Here is a 17,436-nt window from a genome sequence, read left to right as displayed (position 1 = left end):
CAGGTGCGGCCGGCTGCCAAGGCGGTACGGTCGACTGATGGGTGATGCGGAGCGACGGCGACGCCGGCTGCGGCACCACGGCGAGGCCGAGAGCGGATCACCGGCCCCGGACGGGCGCGGATCACCGGCCCCGGACGGGCCGAGCGCGACGACGGCCGAGGTGCACGACGAGCCGCCCCGGGGCCGCCGGCCCGGCCCGGCGGCCGACGAGGGCGAGCGGGGGCTGCGCGGCCTTGTCGGCTCCGGATCGTCGCAGGTCGGGGTGACCGCCGCGCTACGGGCGCGGGACGCCGCCCGCCCCACCGAGGCGGACCTGGCCGAGGCCGAGGCCCGCGTGGTGATCGTGCGGCGCAACTGGGTCCCCCGCGAGGACCTCCCCCGCTCCGGTCGGTGACACCCGCCCGGCCGGCGAGGGCCGGCGGTCAGGCCGGCAGGTCGGGCAGCTCGCGGCTCTGCTCGTACGACGCGACCTGGGCGATCCGCCGGGAGTGCCGGGGGTTGCCGGAGAACGGTGTGGTCAGGAACGCCTCGACCAGGGCGGTCGCCTCGTCCAGGGTGTGCTGGCGGGCGCCGACGGCGATGATGTTGGCGTCGTTGTGCTCCCGGGCCAGCTGCGCCGTGTCGATGTTCCAGGCGAGCGCCGCGCGGACGCCGGCGACCTTGTTCGCGGCGATCTGCTCGCCGTTGCCGGAGCCGCCGATGACCACGCCGAGGCCGCCCGGGTCGTTGACCACCCGGTCACCGGTGTGCAGGCAGAACGCCGGGTAGTCGTCGTCCGGGTCGAAGGCGTGCGGGCCGACGTCGACCACCTCGTACCCCTGCGTGGCCAGGTGGTTGGCCAGGTGCACCTTCAGCTCGAAACCGGCGTGGTCGGATCCCAGGTAGACGCGCATACCGCGCAGTCTGACAGGCCGGCCTCCGGGCCGCCGCGCGGGCGGCGACACGGAGGCGGATTCGTCACAGCTCAGCGGGACAGCTCGGCGACCACCAGGCCGCCGCGGGCCTTCGGGGTGAACCAGGTGCTCTTGCGCGGCATCTTCTCCCGGGCCAGGTTGACCGCGACGAAGTCGTCCACGGTCACCGGGGCGACGAGGACGGCCAGCTCGGCCCGGCCGGCGTCGACCTCCCCGGTGAGCCAGCTCGCCGGGTAGTCGCCGCCCACGTAGGTGATCCGCTTGTCGCCCGGGTCGAGGCCGAGCGCGTCGCGCAGCAGCAGCCGCTCGACCAGGGCGTGGTCGAGGTTCTCCAGCCGGCCGCCGTCGACGTGCGGCAGGGTGACCGCGTACCCCTGTCCGGCGAGGTAGAGGTGGACGTCGCCGCCGGCCGCCGGGACCTCGACCGGGCCGTCGACCGCGGTGATCTCCGCGCTGGCGGCGCGGAGCCGGTCCAGCAGCTCCGCCGGCGTGGTGGTCAGCTCGCTGACCAGCCGGTTGTAGGGCTGGATGGCCACCGAGGCCGGCGTGGTGATCACCGAGAGGAAGCGCGGCAGCCCGCCGGTCTGCGCGGCCAGGCTGCGGTGGTTGCCGTCGGCGACGACCAGCTCGCCACCGCCGGCTAGGGCGGTCAGCGCGTCCTGCTCGGGGCCGGGGCCCAGCAACCAGATGGCGTGCGTCCGCCCGGACTGGTCGACGTCGGTCGCGGCGGGCGCGCCGGCCGACTCGGTCGCCGCCGCGAGCGCGGCGTGCAGCTCGTCGCCGCGCCCGGTCTGGAGCAGCAGTACGGGCGAGAGCAGGTGCCCGAGCGCCTCGGCCAGGGCGACCCGCTCCCGCACCTTGGCGATGAAGACGTCCTCGTTGCGGATCACCAGGCCGGGCTCGTCGGCGCTGGTGGAGATCTGGTCGGTGTCGACCATGGCGAACAGCCCGTACGCGGTCTCCTCGCCCGGCGCGCTGATCCGGTAGAGCACCACGACCTGCTCGGCCGGGGTGTAGCTGCCGTCCGCCTTGGCCTCGGTCAGGCGGGCCACCGCGTCGGGGAGGGCGTCGAGGAAGGACTTGCCGAGGCTCTCCGGCGCCCGGTGGGGCATCTCGATGCCGAGGGCACTGTGCGGGTTCGCCTCGATGATCGCGGTGATCTCCGCGTCGTCGGCGAACTCGTCGTAGTTCTGCGCGCCGGTGCCGCCAGTGGTGATCCAGGCCCGGGCGATCGGATGCACGACCGTCATGCCCACCGACGCTACCCGCGCCCCCCACCCCCGGTACGCCGACCCTCACCGCTTCCACCAGATGAAAGGAGGGGCCCCTTGTCAACGCATCCGGTAGAGCAGGGCCCCCTGCTGACACCCGGGGGCGGTCAGCCGTTGCGGTCGAGCGGGGCGAGGGCGGGGCGGTGCCTGCCGGGGGCGGGAGCGCCGCCGGGAGCCGGGCCGGCGGGTCCGGCAGGGCGGGACGGCGCGGTGGACGGGGCGAGCCGGCCGGTCGTCGTCCCGGACGGCGCGGGACGGCCGGCCGAGGCGCTGGACCGGATCGGACCGGGCGTGCCGGGTACGGCGGCGGGGACGAGCGCGCAAGCGGGCGGGGTCATCCGGGAGGTGGCCACCACCCGGGCGACGCCGACCACGATCGGGGGCGCCAGCAGGTCGACCATCTCGGCCGGCAGGGACGGACGGACGGCCGGCCAATCGGCCTCGTCCACGGACCAGTACGTCGCACCGGAGTCCTCGGTCGCCGTCTCCGGCAACGCGTCGTCGGACGTACGGCGGTGCTTACCCATGGGAGTGCCTCCTCCGAGCTGCCAGGGTGCGGCCCGGAGGCCGCTGGCGGGGACACCCGGTGAAACGAGCTCCGGACCGGCGCGGTGACGCAAGGGAAGGTCGGAGGCGCACGTCGTCAAGAAGGGGCCCCTGCTCCACCTGAGGCGTTGACAAGGGACCCCTCCTTGCACCTCAGTCGAAGATCGGACCCAGCTCGCGGGAGCGCTTGAGCTCGTAGAAGCCAGGGGTGCCGGCGACCAGCAGGACGCCGTCCCAGAGCCGGCCGGCCGCCTCGCCCTTCGGCGCCGGGGTGATCACCGGGCCGAAGAAGGCGACCTTGCCGCCGTCCGGGCCGGGGGCGTGGATCACCGGGGTGCCCACGTCGGTGCCGACCGGCCGCATGCCCGCCTCGTGGCTGGCCCGCAGCGCCTCGTCGTACGCGGTGGTCTCGGCGGCGTCGGCGAGCGCCGGGTCCAGCCCGACCTCGGTGAGCGCGGCGACCAGCATCTCCCGGCCGAGCGGCTCCTTGCCGAGGTGGATCCGGGTGCCCATCGCGGTGTAGAGCTTCGCCAGCACCTCCGCGCCGTGTGCCTGCTCGACGGCGATGCAGACCCGCACCGGGCCCCAGCCGTTCTTCATCAGTTCCTGGTACTGCTCGGGCAGGTCCCGGCCCTCGTTGAGCACGGACAGGCTCATCACGTGGAAGTTGATGTCCACGGGCCGGACCTTCTCGACCTCCAGCAGCCAGCGGGACGTGATCCACGCCCACGGGCACAGCGGGTCGAACCACATGTCCACGGCGACACGTTCGGTCACGGTGAGATCCCTTCACGACGGGTGCGTCGGTGAGCCCGACGTCTCCCCCGATCCTCACCCCGGGCGGCATCGACCGGCACCGGAATGAGAGCGTGACCTCGGCCACCGAAGGGTGTCGGTGCATGGAAGACTCGGTTTCGGACCGGCCGTCACGAGCGGGCCGGTGAGGCCGGGGCCGCCGGGACGGCGGCGCGAGTGGGATGGAGACGAACAGTGCCGGGAGTGCGCAACCTGACCCAGGTCGAGGCCACCGAGCGGGCCCGCCTGCTCGAGGTGACCGAGTACGACATCAGCCTTGACCTGTCGACCGCCGTGCAGGCCACGGGCCGGACGTTCCGCTCGGTGACCGAGGTCCGGTTCCGTTGCGCCGAGCCGGGGGCGACGACCTTCATCGAGGTCGCCGCCGAGTCGGTGCGGTCCGCGACGCTGAACGGCGCACCCGTCGACACGTCCGGCTGGTCGGCCGAGAAGGGCCTCACGCTGTCCGGTCTGGACGCGGAGAACACCCTCGTGGTGGACGCCGACTTCGGCTACTCCAACAGCGGGCAGGGCCTGCACCGCACGGTGGACCCGGTCGACGGGGAGACCTACCTCTACAGCCAGTTCGAGACGGCGGACGCGCAGAAGGCCTTCGCCTGCTTCGACCAGCCCGACCTGAAGAGCGTCTACACCTGGCACGCCACCGTCCCCGAGCACTGGCGGGTGGTGTCCAACATGCCGGTGGACCGGGAGGAGCCGGCCGACGACGGGATGAAGGCCGTCCACTTCGTGGAGTCGGCGCGGATGAGCACCTACATCACCGCGCTCTGCGCCGGGCCGTACCACGAGGTGCGGCACAGTCACGACGGCATCGACCTGGGGGTCTTCTGCCGGGCGTCGATGGCGCGGTACCTGGACTCGGACGACCTGTTCCTGATCACCAAGCAGGGCTTCGACTTCTTCCACGAGCAGTTCGGCGTGCGCTACCCGCTGCCCAAGTACGACCAGCTCTGGGTGCCGGACTTCAACGCCGGCGCGATGGAGAACTTCGGCTGCGTCACGCACGCCGAGTCGCACTACATCTTCCGCTCGCAGGTCACCGACTTCGAGTACGAGCAGCGGGCCAACACGATCCTGCACGAGCTGGCCCACATGTGGTTCGGTGACCTGGTCACCATGCGCTGGTGGAACGACCTGTGGCTGAACGAGTCGTTCGCCGAGTGGGCCAGCCACTGGTGCAACACCCACGCCACCCGGTTCTCCGAGGCGTGGACGACCTTCCTGTCGATCCGCAAGAACTGGGGTTACCGGCAGGACCAGCTCTCCTCCACCCACCCGGTGTACTGCGAGATGCCGGACCTGGAGGCGGTCGAGGTCAACTTCGACGGCATCACGTACGCCAAGGGCGCCAGCGTGCTCAAGCAGCTCGTCGCGTACGTCGGCGAGGAGCCGTTCCTGGCCGGCCTGCGCGCGTACTTCGGCAAGCACGCCTGGGGCAACGCCACCTTCGACGACCTGCTGTCCGAGCTGGAGACGGCCTCCGGCCGGGAGCTGCGCAAGTTCGCCGCGCAGTGGCTGGAGACGGCGCAGGTCAACACGCTGCGCCCCGCGGTGACCATCGGCGCCGACGGCGCCTACCAGCGGGTGCTGATCCACCAGGAGGCGCCCGCCGGGCACCCCACCCTGCGCACCCACCGGATCGGGGTGGGCCTCTACGACCTGACCGACGGCCGGCTGGTCCGCCGGGAGCGGGTCGAGGTGGACGTGACCGGCGAGCAGACCGAGCTGTCGGCGCTGCACGGCAGGCCGGCCGCCGACGTGCTGCTGCTCAACGACGACGACCTGACGTACACCAAGCTGCGGCTGGACGAGCAGTCGATGGCGACCGTGGTGCGGCACATCGGCGGCTTCGAGTCGTCGCTGGCCCGGGCGCTGTGCTGGACCGCCGCCTGGGACATGACCCGCGACGCCGAGCTCGCCGCCCGCGACTACGTGGCGCTGGTGCTGGCCGGGCTGCCCGCCGAGACCGACATCAACCTGGTCACCGCCACCCTGCGGCAGGCGACCACCACGCTCACCTTCTACGCCGACCCGGCCTGGGCGCCGACGGGCTGGGCCGAGCTGGCCCGGACCGCGAAGGACGCGCTGGCCGCGGCGGAGCCGGGCAGCGGCTTCCAGCTCGCCTGGGCCCGGGCGTACGCCTCGGCGGCCCGCTCGGACGAGGACCTGGCGACGCTGCGCGGCTGGCTGGACGGCGGGCAGGTGCCGACGGGGCTGACCGTGGACACCGAGCTGCGCTGGACGGTGCTCCAGGCCCTCGTCGCCAACGGCGCGGCGGGCGCGGCCGAGGTCGAGGCCGAGCTGGCCGGCGACCGCACGGCGAGCGGCGAGCGGGAGGCCGCGTACGCGCACGCGCTGGTGCCGACCGCGGAGAACAAGGCGGCGGTGTGGGCGCAGCTCACCGGCCCGGAGTCGCTGCCGAACTGGCGGAACCGGGCGCTGCTGCAGGGCTTCGCGCACCCGGCGCAGGTCGATCTGGTCGCGCCGTACCGGGAGAAGTACTTCCAGGTGGTGGACCAGGTGTGGGCCAGCCGGGACAGCGAGCCGGCGCAGGAGTTCACCCAGCTCGCCTACCCGGCGTACCTGGTCGAGGAGGAGACGGTGACGGCGACCGACGGCTGGCTGGCGGGCGAGGGCCACCCGGCCCCGCTGCGGCGGCTGGTCGCCGAGGGCCGCGACGGCGTGGCACGCGCGCTGGAGGCCCGCGCGAAGGACGCCCAGAGCGCCTGACGTCGACAGCGAGAAGCCCGGCCCGCGGAGATGCGGGCCGGGCTTCGTCGTACGGGAAGGAGGGGCTCAGCCCTTGCCGGCGTGGCTGGCGAGCTGATCGAGGCCCTGGATGATGCCGCCGGCCAGGTCACCGCCGCCGAAGGACGCCACCATGGAGAGCGCGGCGAGCTTGGCGTAGGTGTCCGGGATGCGCTTGCGCGCGTACCGGCCGGTGACGATCTCCAGCTGCCGCTGGTTGGGCGACACGGCGATCAGGACCGACTTGTCGGGCTCGGCGAGCTGGTGGTGCAGCCGCTGGGCGTGCTCCCGGATCGGCTCGTCGAGGCCGCCCACGAAGACCGAGAAGACCAGGCCGGTGCCCTGGTCGGCCAGGCGGAGCGCCTCGTCGATGCGCAGCAGCTGGCGGGTCGAGAAGGGTCCGTCCAGCACCTCGGGCGGGGTGCCCGTACCCGTCGCGGTCTGCTTCTCACCAACGGTCACTTGCGCCTCCGGTTCCACCGGCCGGCGCCTCGACGCCGGCCTGCCGCTGCTTGCCGCTGGTCAGCGCCGGCGCCTGCGCGCCCGCCGCCAGCGCAACGCCGGCCGAGTCGGCCAGCTGCTCCGGACGGCCCAGGAACCAGACCGGAGTGAAGTCGAAGGGCCGGCCCGGCCGGTAGCGCTTGGCGCCGCCACCGCCGCCACGGCCGCCGGCGAGTGCCAGTCCGGCGATCACCAACACCGCGGCCGCCGGGATGCCGACGAAGACCAGCAACGTCTCGGTTACAGACAATCCCAACGCCCCCAGGCGGAAAGAGAGACCAGGAATTTCCGGGTCGGGTGGACGATCATGGCGACGGCCGCCCGACTCCGCTTGTGCTATTCACGTTAGCGGAGTCGACAGCCCGCCAGATTGCGGGGTGGTGATCCCATCCGCCACTCGCGTGCTCCAGTTGCGCGGCAGTGGCGATCAATGCCGCGTCGGCGCCGTACCGGCCGGTGAGCAGCACCCCGACGGGCATTCCGTCGGCGCCGCGACCGACCGGCAGGGAAACGGACGGTTCGCCGGTCACGTTGAAGATGGCGCAGTACGGCGAGAACCGGCGCTGCCGGTCGAAATCCTCGGCCGGATCGAGGGCGGCGAACGCCCCCACCGCCGCCTGCGGCGCCGCGAGGGTCGGGCAGAGCAGCAGGTCACAGCCGGCGGTCCGGCGGGCGCCGAGGCGTACCTGGGCCTGCAACTCGCCGAGGGTGGCCATCAGCGCGCCGGCGCCGACCGCCGCGCCCCGGGCACGGAGGAGCCGGGTCAGCGGCAGCAGTTCGCTCTCCCGCTCGGGCGGCACCGGGGACAGCGCCAGGACGTACCAGACGGTCTCGAAGAGCGGCCACGCCTCGGGGCCGAGCGGCGGGGGCACCTCGACCACCTCGTGGCCGGCCGCGGTGAGCAGCCCGGCGGCCCGGTCCACGGCGGCCACGCAGTCAGGGTGGACCGGCTCGTCGGCGAGCATCGGGGTGGTGAAGCGGCCGACCCGCAGCCGGCCCGGCGCGGCCTCCCGGGCCGCGGCCAGGTAACCGCCGGCGGGAGCGGCCGGGGGCAGGTACGGCTCGCCGGGCGCCGGTTGCGCCATGACGTCGAGCAGCGCGGCGACGTCGGCGACGGTCCGGCCGACCGGGCCGTTGATCGGCAGGCCGAACGCGCCGAAGCCGAGCGGCCCGCCGGAGACCAGTCCCCGGCTGGGCTTGTAGCCGACCAGGCCGCAGAGCGACGCCGGGATGCGCAGCGAGCCGCCGCCGTCGGAACCCTGGGCCACCGGCACCAGCCCGGCCGCCACCGCGGCCGCCGCGCCGCCGCTGGACCCGCCCGCCGTGTACGCGAGGTGCCACGGGTTGCGGGCCGGGGGCGCGACCAGCCCTTCCGAGTAGAGCGAGCAGCCCAGCTCGGAGGTGGTGGTCTTGCCCAGGCTGACCAGCCCGGCGGCCCTGATGAACCGGACCACGTCGGCGTCGACGGGCGGCACGAAGTCGGCGAAGGCTGCGGAGCCGAAGGTGGTCCGCACCCCCGCGGTCAGCGTGAGGTCCTTGATCGCCGTCGGTACGCCGTGCAATGGACCGCGCTGCTCGGCCGGCACCGCGTCGGCGGCCCGGGCCGCCTCGACGGCCAGTTCGGGCGTGACGGTGACGAACGCGCCGACCGTGTCGCCGAGCGCGTCCACCCGGGTCAGGTGATGCTCGACCAGCTCCACGCTGGACACCTCGCCGCAGGCGATCGCGGCGGCCTGCTCCAGCGCGGTCAGGTCGTGCGGCTCGGCCATACCGCCATCCTGCCCGGATGATCTGCCCGGCGCACTTCTCACGCGCCGACCGGTCCGGTCCCGGCATCTGCTCCGGCCGACCCGACCTGCGGCGACGGACCTGCCGCCCGCGCCAGCCCAGGGCCGGGGGCGGCCGGGGGTGGCCGGCCGGGGCCGGAGGTGACGGCCTGAGCCCGGGGCGGCGGGCCTGAGCCCGGGGCGGCGGCCTGAGCCGGGGGTGAGGGGTTGGTGGTCATCCTTTGCTCTGCTGCAGCCCACGCAACACCGGCGGGCCCCGGGTGTTGCCGTCGCTGAAGCAGAGCAAAGGGGGGCGCGAAGCAGTCCGGCTGGTGGCCGGTCAGGGCGTCGGTACGGAGCTCGCTGCGGCCGAGGCCGCCCGGCGGATGGTCAGCCGTGCAGGAAGCGCAGCGCGTTGCGGGAGAGGAGCTTGTCGCGCTGGTCCGCGGTGAGGAAGTCGGCCTTGTGGACCACCGCGCCGACCGGCCGCTCCCCCAGCGGGTACGGGTAGTCGCTGCCGACCAGCACCCGGTCCTCCCCCATCGTGTCCACCAGCAGCCGCAGCGCGGCCGGCTCGAAGACCACCGAGTCGACGCTGAACCGGTCGACGTAGGAGCTGGGTGGGGCGGTGGAGGCGCCGCGTACCAGGTCGCCGCGGCGGTGCCAGGCATTGTCGGCCCGGCCCAGCCAGAACGGGAAGCTGCCGCCGCCGTGCGCGAAGCAGATCCGCAGGGTCTCCGGCACCCGGTCGAAGACGCCGCCGAGGATCAGGGCGAGCACCGACAGGTGCGTCTCGGCGGGCATGCCGGTCAGCCAGCGGGCCATCCACCGGTCCAGCCGGGGGCCGCCCGGCATGTCCCAGGGGTGCACGAAGACCGGCGCGCCGACCTCGGCGCAGTGGGTGAGGAACTCGACGATGCCGGCGTCGTCCAGGTCGCGGTCGCCGACGTGGTTGCCGATCTCCACGCCGACATGGCCCCCCGCCAGGCAGCGGTCCAGTTCTTCGCAGGCGGCGTCCGGGTCCTGCAACGGCACCTGGCAGAACGGCACCAGCCGGTCGCCGCCGGCCGCGGTGACCTCCAGGGTCAGGTCGTTGAAGATCCGGGCCACCTTCACCGCCTGGTCGGCGGGGCGGTCGTAGGAGAAGAAGACCGGAGTCGGCGAGACCACCTGCACGTCGACGCCGTCGGCGGCCATGTCGGCCAGCCGGGTCTCCGCGTCCCAGCACTCGGCGCCGACCGGGCGGAACTCCGTCTCCCCCACCATGATCATGGCGGCGCGCTCGGAGTCCACCCGCAGCCAGGGCCAGCCGGACCCGCCGCACGCCGCGGCGAGGTCCGGCCACCCCTTCGGTACGACGTGCGTGTGCACGTCGACGACCGGTGAGCCCATCAGCCCTTGCCCGGGTGCAGGGTGCCGCACTTGTCGCAGGTGCGGGCCGCCTCGTCGGCGTAGAACGCCTGGAACACCGGGGGCAGGTCGGCGGCGATGTCGCGGACCTGAAGCTCGACCTCGTGCACCTTGTGCCCGCACTCCGGGCAGTACCACTGGAACTTCTCCAGCGTGCCCTCCTCGCGGACCCGCTCGACCACCATGCCGATCGAGCCCGCCTCGGGCCGCTGAGGCGAGTGCGGGGTGTTGCGCGGCAGCATCCACATCTGACCCTCGCGCACGTGCACCGTACGCGGCCCCTCAGGCGCCATCAGGTTGATGTGCATGTTGCCCTTGACCTGGTAGAAGAACTCCTCGTACGGGTCGACGTGGAAGTCGGTGCGCTGGTTCGGCCCACCGACCACCATCACGATGAAGTCGTCCCCGCCGGGGAACATCTCCTTGTTCCCGACCGGCGGCTTCAGCAGGTGCTGGTTCTCCGCGATCCAGCCGGGAAAGCTGAACGGCTCGGCGATCTCACTCACGACTGGCCTGCTTCCTACTATCTGCTCATTGCTGAGCGGTTCGGATGATTCGCTCTCCGCTCGGCGACGGCCGGGCTGGAGTCCTGGACCGGCAGTCTGGCCCGGTGGCGATCGGTCCTGTCCCGCAAGATCTGCCTCACCGTGTGGTATGGGGTGTGCAGGGCGATGTCGGGGTCGCCTGCTCGCTGCAGGATGTTGATCGCGGCGTTCACGTCGGCCTGCCACACCACCCCGCACGGGGTGCAGTGAAACCGGTCCCCGGTGCGTCGGCCGAGCCGACCGCAGCGGTGACAGGTTTGTGAGGTGTAGGCGGCGTTGACGTGCACGAGCGCAGAACCTCTGCGCTCCGACACGTTTGTTAGGGCCTCGGCGGTGACTCCTTTGGTCCACGCGGCGAGACGCCGGTTGACATTCTTGCCGAGCGTCTTGCGTCCGGCGAAGGTCTTGGTGAGGTCTTCGGCGACCACGGTGGCGGCCTTGTCCACGACCCGGTGCACGGCGGTGAAGATCTCCGTGCGCACCCCCGCGCGGTGACGGGCCGCCTGCCGGTCCCGCTTGACCGTGCCGAGATTGTTGGCGGTGATCCGGCGCGCTTTCGCATGGTCACCACGGCAGGCGGCGGTGTTCGCTATCGAGCGCAGCTTCGCCCGACGCCGGTTGCGCTCCTTCAACCGGTCCGACTCACTGCTCAGCATCTCACCGAGGCGGGTGCCGTGGCGGTCGCCGTCGGAGTCGGTCAGAGCTTCGGTGTAGCCCTTGTCCACACCAACCGTGCGCCCGCCGCAGGGCCGCTGCGACGACCGCATCTGCGACGCGTCGATCTGGTAGTGCACCTCGACCCGCCCACCACGCAGGATCAGCCGCAGCGTCCCCGCTGGGGCCACCGTCGTGGACAACGGGATCCGGACCATCTGGCGGCGTTGCAGACCGGGAACCGCCAGCCACAACCGGCCACGCCCATCAACCACGGTGTTGTACTGGTCGGCGCGCACCACGATCTGATCATGCGTGCGGTTGCGGCCCCGCTTCCAATGCTTACGCACCTGACGAGCCAGGAACGGGTCCTCAGCCCACCGGTCGACCGCCAGGGCGGTGAACATCCGCTTGCGCTCAGCCGGGTCATTGGTGCGGCGGGTGATGGCCCGCCGGACCTTGACCTTGGCCGCCGCCAGGTTCGCCGCGATATCGGCCATGGCGTCGCGAACGGTTTCCTTCCACGCATTCGCCAGCACACCGAACCGCACGTGCGTGCCGTCTGCCAACCACCGGTCCCGCACCTGCCGGTCCGTCAACCCGGACCCCACACCGCCGACCGACCCGTAACGTTGCCACACCTCACTACGAACCCGACCCAACCGACGAGCCTGCTCCACCAACGCCGCATGCTTACCCGCATTCAGGGACGTCGAATAAGCGGTGCGCGTAGCCTTCACCAGTCAACCTCCGCGGTCCGGCCCGCCCCTATTAGTGTAGATAGATCTAGGAACGACAGGAATCAATAGTTGCATCTCCCTGAGGGAGCAGGGCCACGGCCTGCATCTCGATCAGCAGGTGCGGATGCGGCAGCTGGTGCACGGCCACCGTGGTCCGGGTCGGCCCTGTGGCGTCGAAGAACTCCGGCCACACCTCGTTGTACCCGCCGAAGTCATTCATGTTGACCAGGTACGACGTCACCTGGACCAGGTCGGCCAGGTCCGCGCCGACCGAGCGCAGCAGATCCCGGATGTTCTCGATCACCGCCCGGGTCTGCACCCGGATATCGAGGTCCGTGGTGCCGAACTCGTCCACCGACACCCCTGCGAAGCTGTTGTCCGGGCGGCGCGACGACGTACCGGAGACGAAGACGAACCCACCGGCGACCTTGACGTGCGGGAACGCCCCCCGCGGCACGGCCTTCCCGGCCACCACGCGCGCGGTCATGCCGCCGCCCGCAGCGACGCGGCGCCGAGCTTCTCGACCACGGCCCGGACGTGGGCGCCCGGACGCAGCGGCACGGCGGCGGTGGCGGCGCCGGCGAGGAAGACCCAGCCTTCGCGGAGCCGCACCCCGTGCCGCCCGGCGAGCCGGATGCCCTCGTCCAGCGCGCGGCGCGGGTCACCCAGGATCGCCGCCGTCGAGCCGACCTGCGCCACCCGCCCGTCGATCTCCAGCAGCACGCCGAGGTTGTCCAGCCCGTCCGGCACCGGCGACCAGGGTCCCACCACGAACGCGGCGGCCGAGGTGTTGTCGGCGATCACGTCCGGCAGGGAGAAGGTGAAGTTGGCGTACCGGGAGTCGATCAGCTCGATCGCCGGGGCCACCGCGCGGACCGCGTCGGCGAAGGAGCCCAGCGCCTCGCCGGGCTCCGGCAGCCGGTCCAGCAGGAAGGCCACCTCCGGCTCGACCCGCGGGTGGATGAAGTCGCCGACGTCGACCGTGCCGCCGTCGGGCACCCGCATCACGTCGGTGAGCCGGCCCCAGATGACCTCGTCCACGCCCACCTGGGCCATCTTCGCCTTGCTGGTCAGCCCCATCTTCAGCCCTACCAGCCGCTCGCCCCGGTCGAGCCGGCGCTGCAGCAGCGCGGTCTGCACCGCGTACGCGGCGTCCACGTCGAGGCCGGTCTCGGCGGCGAGCTGCGGGATCGCGGTGGCGGTGTCGGCCGCCTTCCCCAGTTGCTCGGCGATGCCGGCGATGTCCGGGCCTCTCATGCGATCTCCTCCCCCTGCCGTCCCGCGAGGTCCAGCGCCACGTCCACGATCATGTCCTCCTGACCACCGACCATCCTCCGCCGGCCCAGCTCCACCAGGATCGAGCGGACGTCCACCCCGTACTTCGCGGAGGCGCGCTCGGCGTGCCGGAGGAAGCTGGAGTAGACGCCGGCGTACCCGAGCGAGAGCGTCTCCCGGTCGACCTGGACGGGCCGGTCCTGGAGCGGCCGGACGATCTCGTCGGCGGCGTCCATCAGCGCGAACACGTCGCAGCCGTGCTTCCAGCCGTGCAGCTCGGCGACCGCGACGAAGACCTCCAGCGGCGCGTTGCCGGCACCTGCGCCCATCCCGGCCAGCGACGCGTCCACCCGGACCGTCCGGCCGTGCGGCGCGTCCGGACCGGCCGGCCCGTGGCCGAGGATCCGGCCGTGCTCGACCGCGACCACGCTGTTGGCCACCCCGAGCGACAGGTTGTGGTGGGCGTGGATGCCGATCTGCGTCTCCGGCTCCAGCACCTGCCGGTACGCGTCGACCCGCTGCGCCACGTCGGACATCAGCAGCCGCCCGCCGGAGTCGGTGACGTAGACGCAGTGTGCCCCGTACGACTCCATCAGCTTGGCCTGGGCGGCCAGCCCGGCCGGGTCGTTCATGTGCGACATCATCAGGAACCCGGAGACGTCCATGCCGCTCTCCCGGGCCCAGGAGATGTGCTGGGCGGAGATGTCCGCCTCGGTGCAGTGGGTGGCGATCCGCACGCTGGTCACCCCGAGCGCCTTCGCCGCCTTCAGGTCGGCGATGGTCCCGATGCCGGGCAGCAGCAGGGTGGTGAGCTTCGCGCCGGTCAGCACCTCGGCGGCGGCGGAGATCCAGTCAGCGTCGCTGGCCGCGCCGTGGCCGTAGTTGACGCTGGAGCCGGCCAGGCCGTCGCCGTGCGCCACCTCGATCGCGGCCACCCCGGCCGCGTCCAGCGCGCCGGCGATGGTGCGTACCTGGTCGACCGTGTAGCGGTGGGCGATGGCGTGCATCCCGTCCCGCAGCGTCACGTCCTGGATGTACAGGTCGGTCATCGGGTGGCCCTCTCCGGACGCAGGGCGACCAGCCGCTCCGCGGTGCGCAGCGCGGCCGAGGTCATGATGTCCAGGTTCCCGGCGTACGCGGGCAGGTAGTGGCCGGCCCCGGAGACCTCCAGGAACACCGACACCTGGAGCCCGGTGAGGTGCCGCCCCAGCGACGGCACGTACGCGTCGACCCGGTCGAACTGCACGTCCTGCTTGAGCCGGTAGCCCGGCACGTACTCCTGGACGGTCTTGACCATGTCGGCCACCGAGGCGGCGATCGCGGCGCGGTCGGCGTCGGCGTCCGGGCAGAGGCAGTAGACGGTGTCCCGCATCAGCAGCGGCGGGTCGGCCGGGTTCAGCACGATGATCGCCTTGCCGCGCTCCGCCCCGCCGACCACCTCGATCGCCCGGGCGGTGGTCTCGGTGAACTCGTCGATGTTGGCCCGGGTGCCCGGTCCGGCCGAGCGCGAGGCGATCGAGGCGACGATCTCCCCGTACGCGACCGGGGTGACCCGGCCGACGGCGGCGACGATCGGCACGGTCGCCTGGCCGCCGCAGGTCACCATGTTCACGTTCGTCTCGTCCAGGTGCTCGTCCAGGTTGACCGGGGGCACCACGTACGGGCCGATCGCGGCCGGGGTCAGGTCGACCACCGTCCGGCCGTGCGCCCGCAGCACCGCGTCGTTGTGCCGGTGCGCGCCGGCCGAGGTGGCGTCGAAGACCAGCGCCACGTCGGCGAACTCGGGCAGCGCCACCAGTCCGTCGACGCCCTCGGCGGTGGTCGCCACGCCGAGCCGGCGGGCGCGGGCCAGCCCGTCGGAGTCCGGGTCGATGCCGGCCATCGCCACCATCCGCAGCGACTCCGACAGCCGGAGCACCTTGATCATCAGATCGGTACCGATGTTGCCGGAGCCGATCACCGCCACGCCGACAGTCACGCCGCCTCCCGGGACGAGGAGAAACAGGTCCGCACCGAGCCGAGCCCGGAGATCCGCGCCTCGTACGCCGCGCCGGGCGTCACCGGGACCATCGGACCGAGCGCCCCGGAGAGCACCACGTCCCCGGCGCGCAGCGGGTCGCCGGCGCGGGCCATGGTGCCGGCCAGCCACTCCAGGGCGTGCAGCGGATTGCCGAGGCAGGCCGCCCCGGCGCCGACCGAGACCGGCTCCCCGGCGTGTTCCAGGACCATCCCGCACAGCCGCAGGTCCACGTCGGCGAGCCGACGCGGCGTGGTGCCGAGCACGAAGAGTCCGCTGGACGCGTTGTCCGCGACGGTGTCCACGATCGAGATGTCCCAGCCGGCGATCCGCGAGTCGACGATCTCGATGGCCGGCAGCACATGGTCGACCGCCCGGATCAGGTCGACGGTGGTGATCCGCTCCTCGGGCAGGTCCGCGCCGAGCACGAAGGCGATCTCCGCCTCCACCCGGGGCTGGAGCAGCCGGTCGATCGCCACCTCGACGCCGTCGCCGACCGCCATGACCTCGGTCAGCACGCCGAAGTCCGGCTGGTAGACGCCGAAGCTCTCCTGCACCGCGCGGGAGGTCAGCCCGATCTTCGCGCCCACCCGGCGCTCGCCCCGGTCCCACCAAGCCTGCGCCTGGCGCTGCTGCACCTGGTACGCCGACTCGACGTCCCCCTCGGGCAGCAGCCGGCCACGCAGCGGTGGGCAGGGCTTTCCGCTCTGTCGGGCCTCGGTCAGCTCCCGGACCGCGCCGTCAATGTCGATCATGTGAGGTCCACGCAGACGTTGGTGAGTTCGGAGTAGAAGTCGAGCGAGTGCACCCCGCCCTCCCGGCCGATGCCGGAGGCCTTCACCCCGCCGAACGGGGTGCGCAGGTCCCGCAGGAACCAGGTGTTCACCCAGACGATGCCCGCGTCGAGCCGGGACCCGGCCCGGTGCGCCCGGCCCACGTCCCGGGTCCAGACGGTCGCGGCCAGACCGTACTCGGTGCCGTTGGCCAGGGCGTACGCCTCGTCCTCGGTGTCGAAGGGCGCGACGTGCACGACCGGGCCGAAGATCTCCTCCCGGTTGGTCCGGGCGTCCGGGCCCAGCCCGGTCAGCACGGTCGGCTGCACGTACGCGCCACCGTCGCGGGCGTCGCCGAAGCGCGGCACCCCGCCGCCGGCCAGCACCTCGGCGCCCTCGGCGCGGGCCAGGTCGTAGTGGCCGAGCACCTTGTCCCGGTGGGTGTGCGAGATCAGCGGCATGTTGACCGTCGCCTCGTCGGCCGGCCAGCCGTACGCCAACTCCTCGGCGCGCTTGGCCAGCCGGGCGGTGAACTCCTCGAAGACCGGGCGCTGGACGTAGATCCGCTCGGTGCAGAGGCAGACCTGGCCGCCGTTGGTGAAGCTGGACCGGACCGAGCCGGCGACCGCCGCGTCCAGGTCGGCGTCGGCGAAGACCAGCCCGGCGTTCTTGCCGCCCAGCTCGAAGCTGACCGCCTTCACCCCGTCGGCGGCGGCCCGCATGATGGCGCTGCCGGTGGCGGACTCCCCGGTGAAGGTGATCGCGTCGACGCCGGGGTGCCGGGTGAGGAACTCCCCGGCCGAGTCCGGGCCGAAGCCGTGCACCAGGTTGAACACGCCCTCCGGTACGCCCGCGGCGGCCATCACCTCGGCGAGCAGCGTGGCCGAGGCCGGGGTCTCCTCGCTGGGCTTCACCACCACCGCGTTGCCGCAGGCCAGCGCCGGGGCCACCTTCCAGGTCAGCAGCAGCAGCGGCAGGTTCCAGGGCACGATGATCGCGACCACGCCGACCGGCTTACGGACCGCGTAGTTCAGCGCCCGGCCGCCGGTCGGGGTGACCGTGGTGAACGACTCGGTCGGGGCGGTCGCCACGATCTCGGCGAACGCCCGGAAGTTCGCCGCGCCGCGCGGGATGTCCAGCGTGCGGGCCTGCGAGATGGCCTTGCCGGTGTCGGCGACCTCCGCCGCGACCAGGTCGTCGAAGCGGCGTTCCAGCTCGTCGGCGACCCGGCGCAGCACCTCGGCGCGCTCCCGCTCGCCCATCCGGCCCCACGGCCCGCGCAGCGCCGCCCGGGCGGCGGCCACCGCGTCGTCCACGGTGGACGCGTCCGCCTCGGCCACCTCGAAGACCGGCTCGCCGGTGACCGGGCTGCGCTTGGTGAACCGTCGCCCGGCGGCGACGAACTCGCCGCCGACGAAGTTGCGCAGCAGGCCCGGCCCGTCCGGTGCGTGCCCGGCCAT

The 17,436-nt window shown here is 72.8% G+C and carries 18 protein-coding genes; 2 read left to right on the top strand and 16 right to left on the bottom strand.

Going from position 1 to position 17,436, the window contains the following annotated elements; translation table 11 throughout:
* The first annotated feature begins 37 nt into the window (after positions 1–37).
* Positions 38–394: a hypothetical protein gene (locus tag OG799_RS35480; RefSeq protein ID WP_406041713.1), complete on the top strand. Its 357-nt coding sequence runs from the start codon at positions 38–40 to the stop codon at positions 392–394.
* Positions 395–422: 28 nt separating this feature from the next.
* Here the strand turns inward: OG799_RS35480 and OG799_RS35475 are convergent, their stop codons facing one another.
* From OG799_RS35475 to OG799_RS35460, 4 genes are all read right to left on the bottom strand, one after another.
* The gene (locus OG799_RS35475) at positions 423–893 is read right to left on the bottom strand and encodes a ribose-5-phosphate isomerase (RefSeq protein WP_406041711.1); all 471 of its coding nucleotides are present in this window, start codon (positions 891–893) and stop codon (positions 423–425) included.
* Positions 894–964: 71 nt separating this feature from the next.
* Entirely contained in the window at positions 965–2,164 is a 1,200-nt protein-coding gene (locus OG799_RS35470; protein WP_406041709.1) for a DUF1015 family protein, read from the bottom strand.
* Positions 2,165–2,292: 128 nt separating this feature from the next.
* Positions 2,293–2,712: a hypothetical protein gene (locus OG799_RS35465; protein ID WP_406041707.1), complete on the bottom strand. Its 420-nt coding sequence runs from the start codon at positions 2,710–2,712 to the stop codon at positions 2,293–2,295.
* 172 nt (positions 2,713–2,884) lie between these two features.
* Positions 2,885–3,508 carry a disulfide bond formation protein DsbA gene (locus OG799_RS35460; RefSeq protein ID WP_406041705.1) on the bottom strand — a complete coding sequence of 208 codons (624 nt, stop codon included), beginning with the start codon at positions 3,506–3,508 and terminating at the stop codon, positions 2,885–2,887.
* Positions 3,509–3,730: 222 nt separating this feature from the next.
* Here OG799_RS35460 and pepN point away from each other — a divergent pair, with 222 nt between their 5' ends.
* On the top strand, positions 3,731–6,277 hold the full coding sequence (gene pepN / locus OG799_RS35455) for an aminopeptidase N (RefSeq protein ID WP_406041703.1): 2,547 nt from the start codon (positions 3,731–3,733) through the stop codon (positions 6,275–6,277).
* Between the two features lie 66 nt (positions 6,278–6,343).
* Here pepN and OG799_RS35450 read toward each other — a convergent pair whose 3' ends face one another.
* The 12 genes from OG799_RS35450 to OG799_RS35395 form a co-directional block, all read right to left on the bottom strand.
* Positions 6,344–6,757 (bottom strand): DUF5130 family protein, encoded by a 414-nt coding sequence (locus tag OG799_RS35450; protein ID WP_406041701.1) that lies wholly within the window; start codon positions 6,755–6,757, stop codon positions 6,344–6,346.
* The gene (locus OG799_RS35445) at positions 6,744–7,028 is read right to left on the bottom strand and encodes a hypothetical protein (RefSeq protein ID WP_406046510.1); all 285 of its coding nucleotides are present in this window, start codon (positions 7,026–7,028) and stop codon (positions 6,744–6,746) included. The genes OG799_RS35450 and OG799_RS35445 overlap by 14 nt, the downstream gene beginning before the upstream one ends.
* A gap of 73 nt (positions 7,029–7,101) precedes the next feature.
* Positions 7,102–8,565 (bottom strand): amidase, encoded by a 1,464-nt coding sequence (locus OG799_RS35440; RefSeq protein ID WP_406041699.1) that lies wholly within the window; start codon positions 8,563–8,565, stop codon positions 7,102–7,104.
* A 387-nt stretch (positions 8,566–8,952) separates the two neighbouring features.
* Positions 8,953–9,954: an amidohydrolase family protein gene (locus OG799_RS35435; protein ID WP_406041697.1), complete on the bottom strand. Its 1,002-nt coding sequence runs from the start codon at positions 9,952–9,954 to the stop codon at positions 8,953–8,955.
* A complete protein-coding gene (locus tag OG799_RS35430) occupies positions 9,954–10,478 on the bottom strand; it encodes a 3-hydroxyanthranilate 3,4-dioxygenase (RefSeq protein WP_406041695.1) in 525 nt (174 codons plus the stop codon). Before OG799_RS35430 ends, OG799_RS35435 begins: the two co-directional genes overlap by 1 nt.
* 17 nt (positions 10,479–10,495) lie before the next feature.
* Positions 10,496–11,911, bottom strand: coding sequence for an RNA-guided endonuclease TnpB family protein (locus OG799_RS35425; RefSeq protein ID WP_406041693.1), 1,416 nt, complete (start codon positions 11,909–11,911; stop codon positions 10,496–10,498).
* A 46-nt stretch (positions 11,912–11,957) separates the two neighbouring features.
* The gene (locus tag OG799_RS35420; RefSeq protein ID WP_406041691.1) at positions 11,958–12,398 is read right to left on the bottom strand and encodes a RidA family protein; all 441 of its coding nucleotides are present in this window, start codon (positions 12,396–12,398) and stop codon (positions 11,958–11,960) included.
* Positions 12,395–13,168 (bottom strand): 2-keto-4-pentenoate hydratase, encoded by a 774-nt coding sequence (locus OG799_RS35415; RefSeq protein ID WP_406041689.1) that lies wholly within the window; start codon positions 13,166–13,168, stop codon positions 12,395–12,397. Before OG799_RS35415 ends, OG799_RS35420 begins: the two co-directional genes overlap by 4 nt.
* Positions 13,165–14,235, bottom strand: coding sequence for a 4-hydroxy-2-oxovalerate aldolase (gene dmpG, locus OG799_RS35410; protein ID WP_406041687.1), 1,071 nt, complete (start codon positions 14,233–14,235; stop codon positions 13,165–13,167). Before dmpG ends, OG799_RS35415 begins: the two co-directional genes overlap by 4 nt.
* A complete protein-coding gene (locus tag OG799_RS35405; RefSeq protein WP_406041685.1) occupies positions 14,232–15,164 on the bottom strand; it encodes an acetaldehyde dehydrogenase (acetylating) in 933 nt (310 codons plus the stop codon). Before OG799_RS35405 ends, dmpG begins: the two co-directional genes overlap by 4 nt.
* On the bottom strand, positions 15,161–15,958 hold the full coding sequence (locus tag OG799_RS35400; protein WP_406041683.1) for a 2-keto-4-pentenoate hydratase: 798 nt from the start codon (positions 15,956–15,958) through the stop codon (positions 15,161–15,163). The genes OG799_RS35405 and OG799_RS35400 overlap by 4 nt, the downstream gene beginning before the upstream one ends.
* Positions 15,955–17,436 (bottom strand): 2-hydroxymuconic semialdehyde dehydrogenase, encoded by a 1,482-nt coding sequence (locus OG799_RS35395; protein ID WP_406046509.1) that lies wholly within the window; start codon positions 17,434–17,436, stop codon positions 15,955–15,957. Before OG799_RS35395 ends, OG799_RS35400 begins: the two co-directional genes overlap by 4 nt.

It is taken from the genome of Micromonospora sp. NBC_00898, from assembly GCF_045207895.1.
In the GTDB taxonomy this organism is placed as follows: Bacteria; Actinomycetota; Actinomycetes; order Mycobacteriales; family Micromonosporaceae; genus Micromonospora.
This window is presented reverse-complemented; position numbering and strand designations above follow the sequence as displayed.

Coding starts and splice junctions, on each gene's coding strand:
- OG799_RS35480 (WP_406041713.1), top strand. CDS start 38: ATGGGTGATGCGGAGCGACGGCGACGCCGGCTGCGGCACCACGGCGAG.
- OG799_RS35475 (WP_406041711.1), bottom strand. CDS start 893: ATGCGCGTCTACCTGGGATCCGACCACGCCGGTTTCGAGCTGAAGGTG.
- OG799_RS35470 (WP_406041709.1), bottom strand. CDS start 2,164: ATGACGGTCGTGCATCCGATCGCCCGGGCCTGGATCACCACTGGCGGC.
- OG799_RS35465 (WP_406041707.1), bottom strand. CDS start 2,712: ATGGGTAAGCACCGCCGTACGTCCGACGACGCGTTGCCGGAGACGGCG.
- OG799_RS35440 (WP_406041699.1), bottom strand. CDS start 8,565: ATGGCCGAGCCGCACGACCTGACCGCGCTGGAGCAGGCCGCCGCGATC.
- OG799_RS35435 (WP_406041697.1), bottom strand. CDS start 9,954: ATGGGCTCACCGGTCGTCGACGTGCACACGCACGTCGTACCGAAGGGG.
- OG799_RS35420 (WP_406041691.1), bottom strand. CDS start 12,398: ATGACCGCGCGCGTGGTGGCCGGGAAGGCCGTGCCGCGGGGGGCGTTC.
- OG799_RS35415 (WP_406041689.1), bottom strand. CDS start 13,168: ATGAGAGGCCCGGACATCGCCGGCATCGCCGAGCAACTGGGGAAGGCG.
- dmpG (WP_406041687.1), bottom strand. CDS start 14,235: ATGACCGACCTGTACATCCAGGACGTGACGCTGCGGGACGGGATGCAC.
- OG799_RS35400 (WP_406041683.1), bottom strand. CDS start 15,958: ATGATCGACATTGACGGCGCGGTCCGGGAGCTGACCGAGGCCCGACAG.
- OG799_RS35395 (WP_406046509.1), bottom strand. CDS start 17,436: ATGGCCGGGCACGCACCGGACGGGCCGGGCCTGCTGCGCAACTTCGTC.